Genomic DNA, 15,750 nt, shown 5'->3' with positions numbered 1-15,750 from the left:
GCAAGCCTAAGCTTATCCTTCTATTAATGCAGCACGATGGCGAGCACGCTGCCGGATGCTAGCGACTGCCCTTCATTGAAGCGGATCACATTGCCGCTGCGCGATGCCGGGATCGGATCGCCATTGACGAACACTTCGTACGATTTCTTGCCTTGGAGAAGATCGCTGCTGAAGCTGTTCAGCTGCAGCTGTCCATAGTTCACTTCCAATCGGATCGACCCGTTCGCATGCTCGAAATTGCCCCAGCCCTGATTTAGCGACCAGAAGCTGCTGAACTTCTCGGCGTTTAACTTCGGACTGAAGCCGATATGCCCTTGCAGCGAGTCGTATTCAAAGCCGCATAGCGCAAGCAGTAACGAATAGGAAGCCATCGATCTGACGTAATTGCTGCCGCATTCCAGCTCGTTCCACGGGTTTCTCCGCTCTCCGTCATAACGGTCGCGGATCGCTTTGACCGCTCGCAGCCCCTCGTCCAGCATGCCTTCATAGATCATATGGCATGCCGCTTGATATTCGAAGCCATGCATCATCTCATCCGCATAAGGAACCGGCACCTTCGGGCTATTGCCCTTCGGCCAAGAAGAGATCAGGATACCCTGCTCGTCATTAAGCGAATAGATTCTGCAGGCGTTTGGATAATCGCGAATCGTCTCGATAAAGTTATATTGATAAATGGATTCCAACGCCTTCTTCACCTTAGCTTGATCATACATATAGCCAAGTCCCACGATATGCGCATGCCATTGTCCGAGCACTTGGTCGATATGACAGCCTTCGCCGATTTGGTATTTGATTTCTCCGAGCTCCTCATCGATCGGGAAACGCTGATCCTGCAGATTGACGAGCTGATGATAGAACTCGCCATTAAACAGATGCTCATCTACCCACTTTCGTCCATTCTCGTAGAGCGCCATATATTTCTGGCCCGCATCATCGCCCAGCGCTTCGGCCATTTCGGAAGCACAGCGCAGAGCGCCTTGATAGAGTCCGCTCACATATGAATTCGGCCCATAAATTTCGACGTCAAGCGTGTGATGCTGCACGCCCTCCATCACGCCATCGCAGTCTTGGTCCCACCAGTCCGTATTGGATGGATTCCAGGCGTATTCAAGCGAGGTTTTCACTTTAGGCCAAATCGACTTCAGCCACTCGCTATCGCCTGAGATTTTCCACTCGCGGTAAACCCTCATGATCGTGCCCATCTGCCCGTCGGCTGCCGCGCGATGCGACCCGGCGCAATCGGATACATCCTTAATCGTGCGCTCGACCGGAAGCATCAGACGAAAAGCAACCTTCCCATTCTCATACATCGCCGCTTTATATCTCACGTCAATCATCGAACGGGCCAGCGATGGGAAGAGGAACGGCGTAACCTGCTCATAGTTCCATACATGCGTGCAAGTGCCTTCGCAGCTTCCTTCTTCCGCGTGCACGCCTTCAAATCCATATAGAGTGCCGTCGGTCAGTCTTAAGCAGGTTGGCGATTTCAGAATCGAAATATTGCTGGCTACCGCATCTACGACATAATCCGGGAGCGTCGAAGAAAATAGCGTCTCCTTGAACAACAGCGATTCACGGTAGAGTCTATCAAACTCCTGCCACACATAAGCGGCAGACTGTACCGAGTCTTCGAATAACGTAGCGTAATAGTTCTTCCAGCTTGGCGGATCGCACGGCGTACCGTCTGCATGGGTGCCGGGATTCCAGAAATTCACGTAATTCGGGAAGCTCCACGAAATAATGAAACGAAACTCGCCGCTCTCGCCTGGCGCGAGCGATTGGTGCGCGCTAAGCAAACAGACATCCTTCACGTTATGGGCAGAGACCTTCGCCTGGTCGCCGAGTTGATTGTAGTTGCGCTCTTTAAATTTGCCAGGTGCGGCGAACTCCTTCCAGAATACCGTCAGATTATCGAACCAATCTCCGCGGTACCAGTAGGTCTGATAGCTGACATCCTCGGCATCTGTACTTAGCGTCAAATCGCCGAACTCCCGGTCCTCCGGCTTGTAATGGGTGGAGTGCAGCTTAATGCCTTTATAAGCGCCGTAATCGCTGAACTCATTGCGGGGCTTCTTCGTAAACGGGTTCGATAGATTGCCAACAAGACTAATATCAAGCTGTTCATTCGATGTATTCGTTACTTTGTATGTAAATATAGCGGCAGGAATGGAGGAGTCCTTATCATTGAGCGGAATGAGCGGATTGAAAGCTGTAAGCTTCACATCGAGCGGCACTGAATCATCGATAAAGGTGATTTCGCCGAATGGGTACTCTCCTTTAAACTCTGTTCCTTTGAAATGGGGGAATCCAGCAAGGCTTTCCCGTTCGACGCCGAAGCCAAAGCCCGTAAAACGCCCCTTCCCCGTACCCGAATATTGCGGGTGCAGGTCCCCGTTAAGCACCTTCGCGACTCTCACTTCACCGTTATGCTCGGCTTTTATGGCAAAGAAACTGAAGCCGTTATAGCTGTTCTTGTTCGGACGATTGAAGATTTCCCAATCGATAAGCCGGCCATTGCCAGCAAGTCCGATGCTTCCGGAGCCGATCCCGCCAAGCGGGAATGAGATTTGGTTCGTCTTGCTTCCTTTATACGTAAAGTCTTTATCCATTTTGTATAGTTCATTAAGCAGCTGCACGTTCAAACGAATTCCTCCCTGTAATCGATCGATTAGCCTACAGTTTCAGCCCGCCGGCAGTAATGCCTTCGACAAGATATTTCTGACCGAAAATATAAAAGAGCAGCGGAACGACAAGCGACAGCGTTACACCCGCAAGAATCGCCGATAAATTGCCTGAACCGAATGTACCGGTTAGCACGGTCATCCCGAGCGGAAGCGTCATTTTCTCAAACGTATTCAAGAAAATAAGCGGTCTAAAGAAGTCATTCCAGTTCGCGATAAACGTCATGACCGACGTAACGGCGATCGCCGGGAAAACCATGGGAAGAATGACCTTCAGAAACACCCACATTCGGCTTGCCCCGTCCATATAAGCAGCTTCGTCATAAGCCTTGGATACCGTCATCATCATCTGACGAATCATGAAGATGCCAAGCGGATTAATTAATGCCGGCAATATAAGCGCCCAGTGCGTATCGATGAGCCCGAGCCTGGAGATTAGGATGAACTGCGGGATAATGGTCACCTGACCGGGAATCATGAGGCCGGCTAGGAAAATAATGAAGATGAGATTTCTGCCCGGAAACGAGATGCGAGAGAAGGCAAAAGCGGCCATGCTCGATATAAAGATATGACCGATGACGATGAGCAGCGAGATTTTGAGACTATTGCCTATGAAATCCGCAAACGGAACACGGTTGAACACTTCCGCATAGTTATTGAAATTAAAGTCAGTAGGAAAAATCGCAGGCGGCAATGAGAACGAATCCTTCGGCAGTCTAAGCGAGGTGGAAATAATCCATAGAAACGGCGAGAGCATCAGAAAGGAAAGCAATAGAAGAGAGGTATCCAGAATGTAGCTTCCAGCGCTTCTGCGCCGTACGCCGATGCGGATTTCCTTCTTCTCCTCCTTGTAAACGCTGGCAAGTTGAACATCACTGCTCATGATCGCGACACCTCCATAGGAGCAACGCCTAATACGTCACTATTCTTGATCATACGATACCCACTTTTTGCCGAGTGCAAATTGAAGAACGGTGATCGATAGGATCGCCAGGAACAGACTAATGGATACCGTAGAAGCATAGCCCATCTCGTGTCGCTGAAAAGCGACTTCGTAAATATACATGTTGACCGAACGAGAAGCGTCGCCTGGTCCGCCTCCTGTAATCAGGTACGGCTCGTCGAAAATTTGCGTCGTTCCGATTAACGTGGTGACAAGAATAAAGAACAGCATCGGAGAGAGCATGGGAAGCGTAATGGCAAAAAAACGCTGAACCTTGTTCGCCCCATCGATTTCGGCGGCTTCATAAAGCGTCTCCGGTATGTTCTGAAGTCCGATAAAGTAGTATAGAAACGCATTGCCGATAAACTTCCAGAAGCTATAAATCGCAACGGCCAGAAACACCCAGCTTGGCGATTGCATCCACGGGATCCCTTCGATATGGAATAAGCTTAGAAAGTAATTGAGCACCCCAAACTCCTTGTTGAACATAAAGGACCATGCCACCGCAACAGCAGCGGAAGTTGCTAGCACCGGGAAGTAAAAGACCGTTCGGTAGAAGTACTTCAACCCCGTAGCGATCTTTCGCTGCACGGCGAGCGCAAGCAGCAAGCCCAATATGACATGAAGCGGTGTAAGAATAAGCACGAACTTGAGCGTATTCCAGTACACCGTGCCAAGCCTGTCATCGTCAAAGAAGTCCCTGAAATTGTCGAGCCCGATGAACTTGGAGGGCGTAATGACGTTGTATTTGGTAAAGCTGAGGATGATTGATGCAACCACAGGCTCGGCTATAAACAAGAGGAAGAGCGCTAGGGCCGGCGCCAGGAACAGATAGCCGGTGATCGTATCTTTCCATTTCTTCGATATCACTATAGGATACCTCCTCCAGACAGGCAGTAACGACTATGCCGTCCTTGCCGTATGAGAATGCAAGCTGCAGCGGGCACGAGGGCTCGCTGCAGCATGTTGCACATTTCGCAAGCTATTTCTTGAGTGCTTTATCGATCTCTTCCTTGGCTTTCTTCATCGCCGAAGCGGCATCCATCTGATTCGCAAGAATGAGACCCATGTAACGGCTGAAGATGGACTCGATGTCGGCATACTGCATTGGCGCTTCCACCGCTTTGGAGATATCTGCGCTGTCGGCATAGATCTTCCAGTTCGTCGCTGGCGTCTTAGGAAGCACTTCCGACATCACCGATATACGGGTCGGAATCGAAGCATCCGACAATGTTGTTTTTTGAGAGAAAGTGCCTCCGAGGAATGCAGACAGCTTGTAAGCAGCATCTGGATACTTCGTCGTCTTCAGAGCCGGGAATGCGCCTACGCCGAATATAACTTTGTTCGTTTTGAAGGTCGGCAAATATTGAACGTCGATGTCCTTGAAATTGTTCTTCGCATAGGTAGAGAATGGCCATTTACCTGCGGACATCATAGCGACTTGGCCGTTCATCAGCATTTGGGTCGCGTCATCCTTCGGATTAGGTGCTGGAGCTACCTTATACTTGTAGATAAGATCCTGGAAGAATTGCATCATTTCAATCGCATTCGGATCGTCGAGCTTGCTTGTCGTCATCTTGTCATCAAGCACGCTCGCTTCGTTATTGAACAACCAAGCCGATGCGCCGAAGTAATAGTTCGGAATGGCAAAGCCATACGTTTTCTTGCCATCCTTATCCGTTGTCAGCTTCTGCGCATAAGACAGGAAGTCGTCCTTCGTCCAATTTTTGTCCGGAAGCGACAGCCCTGCATCCTTCAGCATTTTGGTATTAAAGTGCATGACAACGTTGTTCCAGTCCCAAGTGAAGCCGTATGTTTTACCATCCACAACAAATGGAGCTTGCAGCTTCGGATGCAGATCGTTATAGTTGTCCATCGCATCAGGCTCAACATTCATGTAATCGTCGAACGGGAGCAGCAAATCCTGCTTGGCGAACATTTGAACGCCCTCGATCGCAATACGGATGACATCCGGCGGGTTGCCTGCGGCAATCATCGTTTGGATTTTGTTGAAGTAGTCACCCCAGGAATTGCTTGGGATTTCAATTCGTTTTACTTTTATGTTCGGGTATAGTTTATTAAACTCGGTCAAAATGGTTTTCAGCTGCTCATCGGAAGCGTCGCCTTTCCCCCAAACGAGCGTTAATTCCGCCTTTTCGTCGTTAGAGCCTTTGGTGACTGTCTTGGAGCCGCTGCTGCTGTTAGAGGAGTTAGAGGAGTTGGAGCCGCATGCAGCTAATGAAAAGCATAAAATCAGAGTAAAGACAAGCATTAAAGTCTTTTTCACGATCAAACACCATCCTCGAATTCATAATGATTGCGATCCCTCTTCAACATTCCAGTTGATACACGAGTAAGACCCACCTTATGCATGCTTCGTCTTGATGGCTTTTTCCGTTCACGTGAACGGAAAACTTCAAAAAAAAAATGACCCTTGTCTCATTTGCTTTGCTGATATCAGCAGCGCTTCACCGTGCACGTGAACGATTTTATTGTAACAACCGTGCACTTCATTGTAAACGTTTTCTTTTCGACGGCGCTTTTCGACAGTTTCTCTCTCAACATCTCGTAATATCTTCCATTTTCATATATCGTTCACATGCACGTTGACCATTTATCCGATTTATAATACGATCATCTTAGCAGTCTATTAGATCCATACCGGGGGTCGCTTTTGCATGCAAGTAACTAGCAAACAGATCGCAGAAATATGTGGAGTCACCCGAGGTACGGTTGATCGCGCGCTTAACAACCGACCAGGAATTAGTGCTGCAACACGAGACAAAATCTTGAAAGTCGCCGATGATTTGGGCTATCGGCCGCATTTTTTGGCTCAGAGCCTTGTTAAGGGCGAGACGAAAACACTTGGAATCGTCTTATTCGATATTCACAATCAAATCTTCTCTCAGCTGTTCCATTCTTTTGAAGCGGAAGCGAGGAAACACGGCTATCTGACCTATCTTGTGCTTACGAACAAGGATCAGGAGCTGGAAATCGAGTATATTCACAATCTTCTTAATCGCAAGGTTGATGGTATTGCCATATCTGCCGTCAATATGGGCTCGAAATTCGAAGCCCTTCTGTTAAAAGCAGGCATTCCTATTGTTTCGATCGGCAACCGGATCTCCGCCAAACTTCCTTATGTCTGGATCGATGATAAGCAGGCAACGAAAGCCGCCGTCAGACATATCGCCGATAAAGGCTACCGTCGCATTATTTATGTCATTCCCCCGCTGCGGTTTAAAGGAACCAGTAATATCTATGTCCCGGAGCAGCGCTACAAAGGATTTCTCGAAATGTGCAGCATGATGCCTGAGCTTCAATATGATATCGTCTCAGATCGTTCCTACCTCTCCAACGTCCTTCAGCTAGTGACCCGATCATCGGAAAAAACCGCAATCCTGTGCAGCAGCGATATTTATGCCCTTGAAGTTTCCCGGCATCTCAAGGCTCATCAGGTTAAGGTGCCCGATCAGGCCGGCATTATGGGCTTTGACAATATCGACGTTCTCCGATTCGTCGACCCCGCTCTGACAACTATTGATTTTCAAGTGGAGGAAATCGGCAGAAAAGCAGCTGAGCTATTAATTGTAAACATCAAGGGAGACGACATCCCGCTTCGCACGAACGTTACTTACTCCATCGTAGAAGGAGATTCGCTTTAAACACTTCAGAGAGAAAGTTCGAGTGCTAACATGTTAAGTCGGAACTGGACAACCTTTGGGTGAAAATAAAAGAGCTGCATGACTCCAGTCGAAGTCATACAGCATCTTAATAGATTCACGATATAGGGTTTCAGATCGACTTAAAGCAGCCGACTGGGAGTTCAACTCCAAGTCGGTCTTTTTTAGTCAAAATCATATCTCTCTTCATTCCACGGATCCCCGTGGTGGATACAAAGCAACGATTGTTGGGATTACTATACAACTTACGTCCCCATACCAAACCCCAGTTGCTCCATGACGCTATGGCATATCAGGATGGTTCGGCCCAAAGTGCTTCAGAAACACCATTGGCTCCCACTTGCTTCGATTCGTAATCGTCACGCCTTGTGATGCCGCTTGTTCACTCACAAAGAACTCGTCACCGCTCATCTGTCCGAACCGCAGCATGACAGCGGCTTCTGTATCATGGACACCAAACGTGCCATGCCCTTGGATCAGGATCGTTCCGTAGGCAACAGGATCCTGGATCACGACGGTTTGCCCTGGCATAACCGTGAGTTCCTTCGCTCCGAAATACTCGTTGCCGTAAGTAATCCATTTTTCCGTATGCCTCTCATCGGAGCCGCTGCACACGATTGGCGGACGGTAATAATTCTTCTTATAATGCGGATCGATGTTCTTCTCCCAATCCATCAAGCTCATGATATAGTCAATGTCGTGCTGTCGATCTTCCGGGCAGTTCTCAACGAGGAACTCATACGGATATACTTCGCCCCGCACGACATTCTCGTGAACCGAGTTCACATCGCTGTTCCATTGCGGCTCATAGGTCAAGTACGATCCCGGCGCATGAACAACGCCCGGCGGTGTATACCAGCCGGTTCCAAGCTCGATCCGATATGCTCTCGATAGCAGTCGCATCATTTAAGTGCAGGTGATGAAACAGCGGTGTTTCGTAATCGAAAAATTTCGAGTACATCGGCCACGTTCCGAACCGCTCCATCAGCTCCTGGCCGATAAGTGCGGCGCCAAGCTCCTGCACCGCATCGCGAAGCAAGAATCGATTACTCGCATCGTCATTGACTGCAACGTAGCTCATTCCTTCGTCCACAGGAGCGAGCGGTCCGTTCATAGCCGGGATGACCGAGGAAAACCATCGCTCTTTGATTGAGCCTCTTCTGGCACCAAGTGCGTAATAATCGTCCGGATGCAGCCTAAGCCGCTTGCCTGCTTGTGCGAATCGACGCGGAACGAACACCGGTGTTAAGCGGAATATGCCTTCACCCCTATGAAACGTCTCACAAATGCTGGCTGTATTAGCCACTTGGAAGACCCCCTTCATCCATCAGGTAGAGCTTGCCTCGCCGCAAGAATTAATAGCTTATCCCCCAAGAACGAACATTGTTTCCGCTCCGAAACACCTTAAAATATAATTTGTCAAGCTTATACGACTGATATCACCCTCTAGCCGCAAAAGCTTTCGTTTCGCGGTGATCATGAACATGAAAGGGGAAATCAAACATGTCTGTAACTGAATTCGTATTTAATCGGCTTGTTTCGCTTAACAACCGTCATGTAAGATTAACCAACTTCGGTTTCGTTGCCGAAAATCCTACATGGAAAATCGACTCGCACAGACATCATGATCTCTTCGAGCTGCATTATGTCGTACATGGCTCTGGCGTCAATATATTCTCGTCCGGCGACAATATCCACTTGGAGCCCGGTACTCTCTACATCGCCAAACCGGGCGAACCGCACGCCCAGTTTTCAAACCCGAACGACCCGATGAAGCTATTCTATGCCCGGTTTAACATCGATAGTTTGCAGTCACATGGGCCGTGGGAGCTAGAATACGCCAACGCCTTTCTTTCCCTCCAGAGACGGATCGTACTGAGTCACTTCTATCCTATAGAGCCGATCGTATCCCGCATCGTCAAGGAGATGAATGATTGCCGGGAGCATAGCACAATGATGATCGAGCATTTATTTTCGCAGCTATTTATCGAAATGTTTCGCACACTGAAAGATCGTTTCTCAGGCGGAAACGAATCGAAACCCGGAACCACCAACAATTATGAGATGATTCAGGACACCCTGGAATTTATGAAGCGCCATATATCGGAAACGTACAGGACTGAAGTCTTTGCGAAGAGGGCATGCATGAGCCCTAGTCATTTCCGACGGACCTTTCGGCATATTAATGGTGTCTCTCCCGCAAAATACTTCCTCCAGCTCAAGATCGAGCACGCCAAGTTCCTATTATTCGGCTACAGCACCATCTCCGACATTTCCGAACAAATCGGCTTCGACTCTGTCGAGCATTTCAGCAAAACATTCAAAAAGTGCATCGGCATATGTCCGAGTCTTTATCGACAGCAGTTACGGGAAACGTAACCGCTACATTTTTAACGCGCCTTGGGTTAGACCTGAAACGAAATACTTTTGGAACACTACATACACAACGATGATGGGGATCATAACGATAGCCATGGCCGCGAAAATTTGCGTAAAATCGGCCATACCGAATATTTGATTAAAGTACATCATCCCAACCGGCAAGGTGCGCTTCAGCGGGTCTTGAATCATAACCAGCGCAAGGAAGAATTCATTCCAAACCCCAATGAACGTAAGAATGATTAGCGTTGCCATGGCAGGTCTCGTCAACGGAAAAATAATTTTCCACAATATCCCTAGTCGACTACAGCCATCCATTCCAGCCGATTCGTCAAGCTCGCGGGGGATTGCCCGAATAAAGGACGACATTAAGAAGATGGCAAACGGCAACCCGCCGGTTACATAGGGAAGAATCAATCCCCAATACGTATTGTAAATCCCAAGCGTCAGTTCTACCTGATAGAGCGGTATAATTGTCACCTGGCTAGGAATCATGAGCGTAGACAAAAATAACACCATAATGAAACGGCTTCCAATAAATTCAAAGCGTGCAAGCGCGTATGCAGACAAGTAGGCGATCAGCAAGATAAGCAGCAGCGTGACTCCGGTCACGATGATGCTATTGGAATAAGTTATGCCGAGCTTGGCAGTTCTCCAGGCACCGGAATAATTATTCCACTCCCACTTTTTAGGAAAAAACCATAGGTTCGTGTAAAACTCGCCCTGACTTTTCAGTGAACCGAACAACATCCATAGAAGCGGATACCCGGAAAGAAGCGTAAATGCGATCAGTATTCCGTGGGATGCCAGCGACGGCGTGATACGTCTCAATTCGATTCACCTCCTGGTTAATGAGTTCCTTTCTTCATCAGATAAAATTGCAGCAGTGTGAAGAGCATGATGACCGCAAACAGCAAGTAGGATATGGCTGCTCCGTACCCCAGTTGGTGGAATTGAAACGCCATGCCATAGGCATACGTCATAACGACTTCAGTGGCATGATATGGTCCTCCGACCGTCATCGCGTACACCAGGTCGAACACGTTAAAGCCTCCCATAAAGGCAATCGTCGTATTGATGATAATTACAGGAATGAGCAACGGAATCGTAATACGCAGAAACACTTGAAGCTTGGACGCCCCATCCACTTCAGCCGCTTCGTACATATCCCTAGAGATGCCCTGCAAACCCGCTAGGAACAAGATCATATGGTAACCGGACCACTTCCATATATCGACCGTAATCAAGGATCCCAGTGCAAGATGAGCTTCGCCAAGCCATGCCACCATTTGTTTGGAACCAAACAAGCTTAAGAAATTGTTTAACAAGCCGAATATGGGGTTGTATATCCAGGACCAGAGCAGTCCAACGGCTACAAACGAAAGGACAACTGGAATGAAGATAACCGTTCTGTAAAAAGTTAACCCTTTTAATTTCTGGTTGACCAGAATCGCTAAAAGTAGTCCAATAACCGTTTTTCCTGCGACGGTTGTTATAGCGTAGATCACATTATGGGATAACGCTTGCCAAAACATTGGATCCTTGACAGCCTGTTCATAATTATTAAACCCGATCCACGTTCCGGTTGTGAAACCGTCCCATTTCATGAAACTAAAAAAGAACCCGTTTATCACCGGATATAAAGTGAAAATGCTGAATAGCAAGAGTGCAGGGAGCAGGAGAAGGATCGGAAAGATCCCACTCCTGAACCCACGCAGCTTTGTTGGCATATAACAACACCCTTTACAACCTATTTATCGAACTTGTATCCGCCTGCGACAAGCTTGTCATATATTCCCTGAATTTCTTTAAGTGCTTGGGTCGGTTCCTTCTGCCCGCCGACTACAGCCTGGATATTGTCCTGGAATCCCTTCGTTACTTCTGGCGGCCAGTACCAATCCAGGAAGGTTACCGTTTGCGGCAGATGGGTCTCGGTTAAAGCCTTCACGACTGGATGTGTATCCTCGCTCGTCACATTTTTGTTGACAGAGAACAAACCGTTAGTCTTCTCTAACTCTTGCTTATTAACTTCATCCGATGAAATATAATCGATCAGTTCGAGCGCCAACTCTTCCTTCTCCGGTGCAATCCCCGAATAGATGCCCAGAGCGAGTCCGCTGCCACCTGTTTGCTGCGGCTTATCGGCATTTGAGCTGAACAAAGGGAATGGAACGATTCCCATTTGGAACGAATCCGAATTTTCTTTCTCCGTCTTCAGAAAGTTACCGTATTCCCAAGAGCCGCCATAGAACATAGCCGACTTCCCGGTGCTGAATACGGCGACTCCTCCGGCGCTGTCTACACCGTTTACGCCTGGCTGGAACAATCCGTCTTTTCCGAATTTTTGCAGCGTCTCCATAGCAGCGACGTAGTCTGAATCGGTAAATTTAGCTTCGCCGCGAAGTGTCGCTATCGTCCGTTCGACCGATTGGTTGCCGCTGGTTTGGGCGAACGTCTGGAAGAACCACATTGGCCACATATATGTTGTTGCCCCACCAAAACCGATTGCACTGATTCCCTTCGATTTCAGTTTTTCAGAAATTTTGAGCAAATCATCGTATGTCTTAGGAGGTTCCAACCCGTTTTGTTCAAATATTTTCTTGTTATAGTAAAGCCCGCTTGTACCCATGGAACCGGTAGGAATGGCATAGGTCTTTCCATTTAACTGATATGGAGCCAATGCCGACTGATAGAATCGATCTGCATACGAGACTTGGTCCGTCACATCTTTAATAATGCCGGTTGATGCAAAAAAGCGTACATCCTGGCCGTTTAATCCAACAACATCGATCGGTTGCTTCGCATTGTGGGCAGCCATGAAGTTTTCGACATATTTTTTACTATCAACCGCAATGATTTTAATTTTGACCCCATGCTTCTCTTCGAATGGTTTGTACAGTTCATGCTGGAGCGCCTCGTTGGTGTCGGCAGTAAAAAGAGTTAGTTCCTTTACCTTGCTTGCAGAGGCTTCATTCCCCGCTGTACCCGCTTCCTTATTATTCTCATTGGCTTGCTGACCGCTGTTATTCTTGGATGAATTATTCCCTTCGGTCGATGTACAGGCTGGCAACAAGACGAGTGCTGCTGACAATACCAACATACTTGCCTTTTTCACTGATCCTTGACCCCCCATAAATTACTAAATTCAAAATACTTGCAACTTAAATTGTAAATAAACAACAGAAGAGCTGCCATGTCATAGATGCTTAAGAAGTTGTACATTCTGACCATTTGATCACTTGCGCTTGCGTTTGCAGTATTCTTCGCGGACAGTGGCATCACTGAAGCCGATGACCAACGTGTAGCTTTTATTAAGTTGGAACTGGAAAAAATGGGTGAAAATAAAAAAGCCGCATGACTCCAATTGAAGTCATACAGCAACTTAAGCAAATTCATGCCTTATAGTTTCAGTTTGATGATGAAGCAGCCAAGAAGAACTTCATTACTGAAGTCTTTAAGCATATGACCATCAATGCTAATGTAATTAAGGTATTTGTTGACCTGGCAAACGAGTACACTGTTACGTGACGACTGGAAGTTCAACTCTTATTGGTCTTTTTTCAATCAAAATCGTAGCGCTCTTCCGCCCACGGATCCCCGTACATATGGTACCCATTCCGCTCCCAGAACCCTGCCTTATCCTTCTCCATAAACTCGATGCCGCGCAGCCACTTGGCGCTCTTCCAGAAGTAGAGATGCGGCACGACCATACGAACCGGATAGCCGTGCTCCGGCGATAGGATCTCCCCATTATGCTTGATCGCGAGGAACGACGTGTCACGCAAGAAGTCTTCGAGCGGCAGGTTCGTCGACCAGCCGTGCTCGGCGTGCAGCATGACGAACTTCGCCTCCGGCTTTAGCTTCACCCGCTCCATAATGGTCGCCACCGCTACGCCTTCCCAGACGTTATCGAGCTTCGACCACGTCGTGACGCAGTGAATATCGTTGCCGAATTGCTGGCGCGGCAGCTGCATGAACTCCTTGTAGGAGATTTCAGCTTCCTCCTCAACAAGACCGAACAAGCGCAAATGCCATAGCCCCATATTTCGGTAATACGGCACCTCCCCATGATGCAGAACAGGGAATCCTGCCGTCACCCGCTGCCCCGGCGGAACACGGACTCCGTCACCAGTATTTCCACCGTCATTGCGTGCATCTGGCCCAAACAACATCTTCGTTTCTCCTTCCAGCGCTGTGAGCTGCGCCGCGCAAGTATACGACTGCCTCGCTTATTGTTTCACTAAATACGAAATAACCGGATGAGAGATTACATTGCGGTCCCGATACGTTGCCGTGATAGCCTCGCTATGCGAGCTGACGATACCGTTCTGCAGAATGACTGGCTTGAACCCGCGTTCGCTCGCTCCGTTATAGGTGAACAGCACGCAGTGCTCCGCAGCGTTGCCGGCAATAATCAACAGCTCAACGTTCCTCTCGCGCAAAATCCCCTCAAGCTCGGTGTTCCAGAACGAATTAGAATACGTTTTGGTCACAACAAGGTCTTTCTCCTGAATCGGAATTTCCGGAATCGTCTGGAATGCATCCTGATTCGACTCGTCCATCCCTTCAATATCTTGAATATGAATGATGACATGATCCTTCGAGCGAAGCATCCCCGCAACATAATTACTATATTCGCAGGCTCTGTCAATGACCTTCTTGTCTGCTTCCTGTAAATGGACGGGCTGCATGTCAATAATAAGAAAACCGATCTTCATAACTTAGAACGCTCCCCTCAAAATGGTCATCCTTCCAGCTGCTCTTCTTCTACATATCCATTATGCTCCACACGCAGTACGAGCGGTCCAATTGCAAGCGCCAGCGCGAGCAGCGCCACGCCGACGAATAGGGATATACCGTAGCTCTGCAGCCAGTATGGACTATCTTCAATCTGTTTGTAAATCCAACCGCCGACAAGCGGTCCAATAAATCCGGTAACACCGGTCAGAGCTGCGAATAGCGCCACATACATCGGCCGATCTGATTTCGGTGTATCTCCAATAATAAAGTTGAACACGAGCAAATTATAACCGCCAAGTCCGAAGCCGAGTACAATATTCACGAGCAGCAGCACGATAATAACCGGAATAATCTCGATACCCGCCCACAGTACGCAGGAGGCAGCAATAATCGGGAGTGCCCAGAGCAGCAGCGTCCGCGCATCATATTTCGTGTTGAGGTTCCCCCAAAAATAGTAGCTGAACATCGTCACAACCATCTGCACGGTGGTAATGACCGTGATCATCCATTTGCTAATGTGCAGTGTTTCCAGCATGACGTAGGAAAATAACGGAATCGCCATATTTTGCAGCAAAATGTAAATGGCTATGAATACCGTCGCTTTCATGAATCCCCGATCCTTGAGCGGCTTCAGGAAAAGCGCGGCAGAGCTTGATGCCTCCGACTTCTGAAACGGCGGATTCGGGTAGCGCCACAGCTCCATCCCGTTCCATATCGCACAGATTGCACTAATCGCATACAGAAGAATGAAGCCTGTCTGATCGTTTAGACGCTCCAGAATTTGACCGCCAACGAGCAGCACGATGCTGCCTACCGCCCAGTGAATCGTGTTGCGAATGCCGAAATATCTGCCCCGTACTTGCGGCGGCACCATGTCAGCGACAAGCGACGTCCAGAAGACGCTGCTGGCCGAAGCCGAGATGAACGACATGAAGAACAAGGCGATAAAGACGCCCACGCGCAGCTCTTCGGGCACGAGAAATGGAATCAATCCGGTTGCCACCCACAATATCCGGTGAAGAGAACCGAAGATCGTGAGCAGCAGCCGTCGGTTTGTAAACCTCTGCATGTAGAAAGCAGCAACGAGCTGCACCAGATTCGCCAGTGCAGGAATAGCCATAACGAGCCCGACATCCGAAGCCGTCCCGCCTAGATAGACAATATAGATGGTCAGAATCGGACCGCCAAGCAAATTGGCGACAATGACCGCCGGGATCCCTTCCCTAATGGAAGTAAGCAGCCCACGGCGCTGCTCGGACAGCTCTTTGCGCTTAAACACCGAGATGATATGATTCCAAAATGACATGAACGTAAACTCCTCCGC

General features: G+C 48.5%; 14 protein-coding genes. 2 read left to right on the top strand and 12 right to left on the bottom strand.

Annotation, left to right across the window (positions count from 1 at the left end; all coding sequences use genetic code 11):
* Nucleotides 1-23: 23 nt before the first annotated feature.
* The 4 genes from AC0LWF_RS15320 to AC0LWF_RS15305 all read right to left on the bottom strand — a co-directional run bounded on the left by AC0LWF_RS15320 (nt 24) and on the right by AC0LWF_RS15305 (nt 5,911).
* Nucleotides 24-2,636 carry a GH116 family glycosyl-hydrolase gene (locus AC0LWF_RS15320; protein ID WP_474652632.1) on the bottom strand — a complete coding sequence of 871 codons (2,613 nt, stop codon included), beginning with the start codon at nt 2,634-2,636 and terminating at the stop codon, nt 24-26.
* A gap of 37 nt (nt 2,637-2,673) precedes the next feature.
* Nucleotides 2,674-3,564, bottom strand: a complete 891-nt coding sequence (locus AC0LWF_RS15315; protein ID WP_474652399.1) for a carbohydrate ABC transporter permease — start codon at nt 3,562-3,564, stop codon at nt 2,674-2,676.
* A gap of 39 nt (nt 3,565-3,603) precedes the next feature.
* Nucleotides 3,604-4,494 (bottom strand): carbohydrate ABC transporter permease, encoded by an 891-nt coding sequence (locus AC0LWF_RS15310; RefSeq protein WP_474652398.1) that lies wholly within the window; start codon nt 4,492-4,494, stop codon nt 3,604-3,606.
* Nucleotides 4,495-4,606: 112 nt separating this feature from the next.
* Complete coding sequence (locus AC0LWF_RS15305) at nt 4,607-5,911, bottom strand: ABC transporter substrate-binding protein (RefSeq protein WP_474652397.1); 1,305 nt, start codon at nt 5,909-5,911, stop codon at nt 4,607-4,609.
* 391 nt (nt 5,912-6,302) lie between these two features.
* Between AC0LWF_RS15305 and AC0LWF_RS15300 the strand changes: the two genes are divergently transcribed.
* Nucleotides 6,303-7,289 (top strand): LacI family DNA-binding transcriptional regulator, encoded by a 987-nt coding sequence (locus tag AC0LWF_RS15300; protein ID WP_474652396.1) that lies wholly within the window; start codon nt 6,303-6,305, stop codon nt 7,287-7,289.
* 300 nt (nt 7,290-7,589) lie between these two features.
* On the opposite strand, the gene AC0LWF_RS15295 is transcribed toward AC0LWF_RS15300, so the two are convergent.
* Complete coding sequence (locus tag AC0LWF_RS15295; protein ID WP_474652395.1) at nt 7,590-8,213, bottom strand: hypothetical protein; 624 nt, start codon at nt 8,211-8,213, stop codon at nt 7,590-7,592.
* The gene (locus AC0LWF_RS15290) at nt 8,113-8,613 is read right to left on the bottom strand and encodes a hypothetical protein (protein ID WP_474652394.1); all 501 of its coding nucleotides are present in this window, start codon (nt 8,611-8,613) and stop codon (nt 8,113-8,115) included. The genes AC0LWF_RS15295 and AC0LWF_RS15290 overlap by 101 nt, the downstream gene beginning before the upstream one ends.
* Nucleotides 8,614-8,810: 197 nt before the next feature.
* On the opposite strand from AC0LWF_RS15290, the gene AC0LWF_RS15285 reads away from it, so the two are divergent.
* A complete protein-coding gene (locus tag AC0LWF_RS15285) occupies nt 8,811-9,686 on the top strand; it encodes a helix-turn-helix domain-containing protein (protein WP_474652393.1) in 876 nt (291 codons plus the stop codon).
* Between the two features lie 3 nt (nt 9,687-9,689).
* Here the strand turns inward: AC0LWF_RS15285 and AC0LWF_RS15280 are convergent, their stop codons facing one another.
* The 6 genes from AC0LWF_RS15280 to AC0LWF_RS15255 form a co-directional block, all read right to left on the bottom strand.
* On the bottom strand, nt 9,690-10,517 hold the full coding sequence (locus tag AC0LWF_RS15280) for a carbohydrate ABC transporter permease (RefSeq protein ID WP_474652392.1): 828 nt from the start codon (nt 10,515-10,517) through the stop codon (nt 9,690-9,692).
* A gap of 17 nt (nt 10,518-10,534) precedes the next feature.
* Nucleotides 10,535-11,293 carry a carbohydrate ABC transporter permease gene (locus AC0LWF_RS15275; RefSeq protein ID WP_474652391.1) on the bottom strand — a complete coding sequence of 253 codons (759 nt, stop codon included), beginning with the start codon at nt 11,291-11,293 and terminating at the stop codon, nt 10,535-10,537.
* Between the two features lie 143 nt (nt 11,294-11,436).
* Entirely contained in the window at nt 11,437-12,801 is a 1,365-nt protein-coding gene (locus AC0LWF_RS15270) for an ABC transporter substrate-binding protein (protein WP_474652390.1), read from the bottom strand.
* A gap of 445 nt (nt 12,802-13,246) precedes the next feature.
* Complete coding sequence (locus tag AC0LWF_RS15265; protein WP_474652389.1) at nt 13,247-13,858, bottom strand: sulfite oxidase-like oxidoreductase; 612 nt, start codon at nt 13,856-13,858, stop codon at nt 13,247-13,249.
* A 57-nt stretch (nt 13,859-13,915) separates the two neighbouring features.
* Nucleotides 13,916-14,404: a cysteine hydrolase family protein gene (locus tag AC0LWF_RS15260; RefSeq protein ID WP_474652388.1), complete on the bottom strand. Its 489-nt coding sequence runs from the start codon at nt 14,402-14,404 to the stop codon at nt 13,916-13,918.
* A gap of 26 nt (nt 14,405-14,430) precedes the next feature.
* On the bottom strand, nt 14,431-15,732 hold the full coding sequence (locus AC0LWF_RS15255) for an MFS transporter (protein WP_474652387.1): 1,302 nt from the start codon (nt 15,730-15,732) through the stop codon (nt 14,431-14,433).
* Nucleotides 15,733-15,750: the final 18 nt, after the last annotated feature.

Source organism: Paenibacillus sp. sgz302114 (genome assembly GCF_056120345.1).
The sequence above is the reverse complement of the archived record's forward strand: the minus strand, read 5'-3'. Positions and strand labels throughout refer to the sequence as shown.